This is a genomic window from Streptomyces sp. NPDC004752 (assembly GCF_053601275.1).
Window position 1 is genome coordinate 1 of the sequence record NZ_JBSGBN010000261.1, and the last position, 4,241, is coordinate 4,241.

General features: G+C 68.6%; 5 protein-coding genes. 2 read left to right on the plus strand and 3 right to left on the minus strand.

All coding sequences use genetic code 11. From position 1 onward, the window contains the following. Window positions 1-8 precede the first annotated feature (8 nt). Window positions 9-299: a hypothetical protein gene (locus ACWEKM_RS45910; protein WP_451627268.1), complete on the plus strand. Its 291-nt coding sequence runs from the start codon at window positions 9-11 to the stop codon at window positions 297-299. 74 nt (window positions 300-373) lie between these two features. Here ACWEKM_RS45910 and ACWEKM_RS45915 read toward each other — a convergent pair whose 3' ends face one another. The 3 genes from ACWEKM_RS45915 to ACWEKM_RS45925 form a co-directional block, all read right to left on the minus strand. Then, window positions 374-1,105, minus strand: a complete 732-nt coding sequence (locus ACWEKM_RS45915) for a recombinase family protein (RefSeq protein WP_451627264.1) — start codon at window positions 1,103-1,105, stop codon at window positions 374-376. A gap of 315 nt (window positions 1,106-1,420) precedes the next feature. Further along, window positions 1,421-1,711, minus strand: a complete 291-nt coding sequence (locus ACWEKM_RS45920) for a hypothetical protein (protein ID WP_451627265.1) — start codon at window positions 1,709-1,711, stop codon at window positions 1,421-1,423. Between the two features lie 9 nt (window positions 1,712-1,720). Continuing rightward, window positions 1,721-2,281, minus strand: a complete 561-nt coding sequence (locus tag ACWEKM_RS45925) for a TetR/AcrR family transcriptional regulator C-terminal ligand-binding domain-containing protein (RefSeq protein ID WP_451627266.1) — start codon at window positions 2,279-2,281, stop codon at window positions 1,721-1,723. Window positions 2,282-2,446: 165 nt separating this feature from the next. Here ACWEKM_RS45925 and ACWEKM_RS45930 point away from each other — a divergent pair, with 165 nt between their 5' ends. Then, entirely contained in the window at window positions 2,447-3,553 is a 1,107-nt protein-coding gene (locus ACWEKM_RS45930) for an MFS transporter (protein WP_451627267.1), read from the plus strand. Window positions 3,554-4,241 lie beyond the last annotated feature (688 nt).

Genomic DNA, 4,241 nt, shown 5'->3' on the forward strand with positions numbered 1-4,241 from the left:
CGTCGGTCCTGCCTCCGGATTACCAGCGGATCATGTCCGTGCTGGAGTCGGAGGCAGGCCGGGAAGGCATGCGCTGTCAGCAGCTGGCCGCGGCCACGGCGGAGTCGACGATCGTTGCAGCACTGTCCGAGCACGACTGGGACGTCATCGTCATCGGGGGTGGGATCCGCAAACCGGAGCCGCTTCTGCCGCTCTTTGAGCAGGTCGTGAATCTGGTTCGGCGTCATGCGCCGAAGGCCGCAATCGCGTTCAACACGAGCGGCGGCGACAGCCTCGAAGCAGCCAAGCGGTGGCTGTGAGCCAGCCCCCGAGCCCAGCAAACCGCATCGCTCTTCAGTAACGATCGGCCCGCGCTGACCGGCCCTCGAATGCGTTACGCAGCCAGGTCGAAGACAGTGTCCTTGACCTGACTGCCCAGGTCACAGCCATGCTTGATCGGCGAGCTTGAGATAACTGCCATGGCCGCGAAGAACCCGAAGAGGAGCTTGCCCGGCCCGGTGGGGTTGTAGATGCCGGGCAGCGGTCCGGCGAGCATCTCCAGCACCAGGCCGTGCTCGGTCAGATGATCGGCGAGCGCGGTGAGCTCCGCGGCGTCGCGCCCCAGCCGCTTCATCTCGTACACCGTGAACAGGACCCGGCAGTGCGGCGCATGCGCCTTGATCTCCCGGGCGGTCTTCAGCGCCTCCTCGAACTGGGGGCGGACCTTGATCCGGGTACTGATCTTCTCGCTGAAAATCTTCTCCCGGGGGATGCCGTGCTTGGCGAGCGCGTCCAGCTGCGAGTCGAGTTCCTGCCCCAGCGTCGAGCAGCGTGCGTAGCCGACGCGGATGTCCGCGCTCGGCAGGCTGGGGTCGATCGCGGCGGGGACCGGCTTGCCGGGCCGCCACGGCTGGCCGGGCCCGCGGTCGGCCGGCGTCTGCACCCGCAGTTCCTTCGCGAGCTTCGGCACCTTGGTGAAGCGGCCGGTGTGATAGGCGGAGGCGACTGCGCCGGAGCGCGAGCGGCACGGCGATCCGGGGGCCGCCTTGCACTTCGGGCACGGATGGCGTTCGACGAGATCGGCTTCCGACGCGGCGGTCAGGGGAGGCTCTTGAGGGTCCGTCATGAACCCGGATTTTCGCACAACCCAAGTCGCAGAACTACCCTCCGGCCACTCTTGAGTGAGAACGGCTTCTGCGAACGGATCCGGCTCTCGGCGGTCTCCGCGCGGCTCTATTCGATCTTGCTCGGGCAAAGGGTCATTTGTGAGAAGTCGGCGACGGGCCTGAGAGGGAGGCGGTCTGCGCAGGCACACTCTCCGGCCGCGCCGTGCCACTCACGTCGTCGCGATCACACTGTTCTCACCGGATTCCTGGCGGGGCGCGGTGTCGATACCGTGTCCGGAGCAGGACGATCCGCGACTCCGCTCGAGTGCCGCGGGTCAGGGCTGGTCGCTCACGAGAGCGATTGCGCGCGTCTCGGGAACTCCCGGCATCAGCAGGCTCGTGATCGTCGCTGCTCGGGCGCCGAGGGTCCCGTTCGACAGGTCGCTGTCCGCGATGGCGAACACGACGCCGTAGGCAACCTGGCTCAGAATGCCCGCCGGCAGGTGCTGTGTGAACACGCCGCTGCCCTGGCCCCGTTTCACGAGGCCGGCGAGGAGCTCGTCGACGGGCCCGAGCAGGCCGTGGATCGCCTCGCCGTACTCGCCACGGCGCAGCGCCAACAGCACCTCGTCCGCCTAGGCCATCGCGATCACGTCGTGGACCAGTTGGCCCGCGTACTCCCGGTCGGCGGACAGGCCGAAGACCACGTGGTGATACATCGGTGCAATCACGTGATCGAGGACCTGCTGCTCGGTCGGCGCCCGCTCCCCGCGCGCCCTTGCCCGATCCAGCATCACCTTGGCCTGCGTGCGGCGCTGCTCCCAGCACGGGCAGGTGAGCACCTCGTCCCGGGCGGACGTCATGGCGCGCAGGTAACGGGTCCGGCGCGGCTGGGTGATGTCGTCGACCACGATCCGAGCCCACGCCGACAGGTCACCGCGCAGTGACCCGGTGTCCGGCAGTTCGTCGCCGTCCTTGGTGAGCGCGGCGACAGCGACCTCCTCCAGCAGCGTGTCCAGGTCGCCCCAGCGGCGATAGATGCTGGTCGGGTTGACGCCTGCCCGGTTGGCCACCAGTGGGATGGTGATGCGGTCCGCCTTGCCCTCGCCCATGAGCTGGCCGACGGCGGTGTAGACGGCGTCCCGGACCTTCGCGCTGCGCCCGCCCGGCCGCCGGGCTGGTGTGGTGGTCGGCATACGACCATTGTCGCAGAAGTCTTTGTTTTAAGCTCCGCCCCGTGTACGGTCAACTAAAGCAATGATCCTCGCTTTAATCGATCGTGGGGGTAGTCCATGCTGACCGCTCCGGCCACCCGGCGCATGTCGTCCGGGCCGGCCACCGTCCTGCTCGCGGCGACCATGTTGACGTTCCTCGCCGCGTCCAGCGCGCCGACCCCGCTCTACCACGTCTACCAGGCGCGTTGGGCGTTCTCCTCGGGCATGCTGACGGTAATCTTCGGTGTCTACGCGGTGTGCCTGTTGCTCGCGCTGCTGACCGTCGGGTCGCTGTCCGACCACGTGGGACGCCGCCCGGTGATCCTCGGCGCCCTCGCGCTCGACGCGGTTGCCATGCTGATGTTCAGCACCGCGCACGGCGTTCCGTTGCTGATCGTGGCGCGCATGGTGCAGGGCATCGCGACCGGCGCGGCAACCGGTGCGCTGGCCGCCGCGATCCTGGATGCGGAGCGACCACACGGGCCGATCGTGAACAGCGTTGCCCCGATAGCGGGTCTCGCCGTCGGCGGACTTGGTTCCGCAGCGCTCGTCCAGTTCCTGCCGTGGCCGCGCCAGACCGTGTACCTGGTGCTGCTCGCGGTGTTCGCGGTCGAGGCGATCGGCACGATCGTGGTGACCGAGACCTCGCCGATGATGCCCGGCGCACGGCAGGCGATCCGGCCGAATGTCGGCATCCCGGCCGCGGCGCGGTCCGCGTTCGCCGCCATCGCGCTGCTGGACATCGCGGCGTGGGCGTTGGGCGGCTTCTACCTCTCGCTCGGCCCGAGCCTGGTCCGTGTGGTCACCGGCTCAAACTCGATCCTGCTCGGCGGGCTGCTGGTGTTCACGCTGGCCGCGGCGGGTGCGGCGACGATCTGGCTGCTGCGCACGGTCGCGGCCGGCCGGGTGATGCGCTTCGGCGCCGCCGCGCTGGCGATCGGGATCGCGGTAACCATCGCGGCCGCCCAGACCGGGTCCCAGGCGCTGCTGTTCGCGGGCACACTGATCGCCGGGACCGGCTTCGGTGCGAGCTTTCAGGGCGTTACCCGCACCGTTTTCCCGCTCGCACCGGCCGCCGAACGCGGCAAGCTCGTCGCCGCGTTCTACGTGCTCAGCTACCTCGCGTTCTCCATCCCGGCTGTCGCGGCGGGCGTCATCGCGACCAGCGTCAGCCTGCTGACCACCGCGACCGGCTACGGCGTCGTGCTGATCGCACTCGCGGTCACGGCGCTGATTCCCCGGCAGCCGCGGTGATGAAGGCGAGTGCCTGCGGCCAGGACACCGCGCACGCGCGGGTGTTCACCTCGATGCCCCGCCGGGCGGCCGCGCCGAAACCGTGCTGCGCGCCGGGACAGACATGCTGGCCAAGGTGGACGTTACTTCGACAGCGTGCGGGTGCCCTTCCGCGGCCAGTGGGACCGCCTCTGGGCAGGTCAACGCGCGGTCAGTGCCGCGCACGCCCGCATCCAAGCCGTCCTCGCCCTCCACCTGACCTGCACAAATTGAGGTTGGTAAAGGCTCATTGTGTGTGCGTGTCCGGGCGGGCAAGGGTGTCCGCCGGGGTGCGGGGGCGGGAGCAGGGCACGGCGGTAGCCGGGTCACCCCGCTCTTGTTCGCCACCAGGCCCCAGTCACCGTCTACCAGCATCCAGTTCGCCAACAGCTCCTCTGACGACCACTCTTGCCGTACGCCCGCCCCTTTGCCCCGATCACTCGATCAGACCAACGATGAGGCCTAGGACAGGGAAGCGGGGGCTGGTGCGGCTACCCGCGACCTACTTTGCGGCTGGTGTCAGAGCTAGGACACTGGGGCCTACTTACGTCGTTGTAACACCCGCGGTCATAAGATCGGCGCATTGACCGTCGGCAACTCATTGGAGCGCGACGGACATGGCGGATGCGAATGTGTCAGCACCGGCTGGGGGTTGGCGCAGACGCATTAT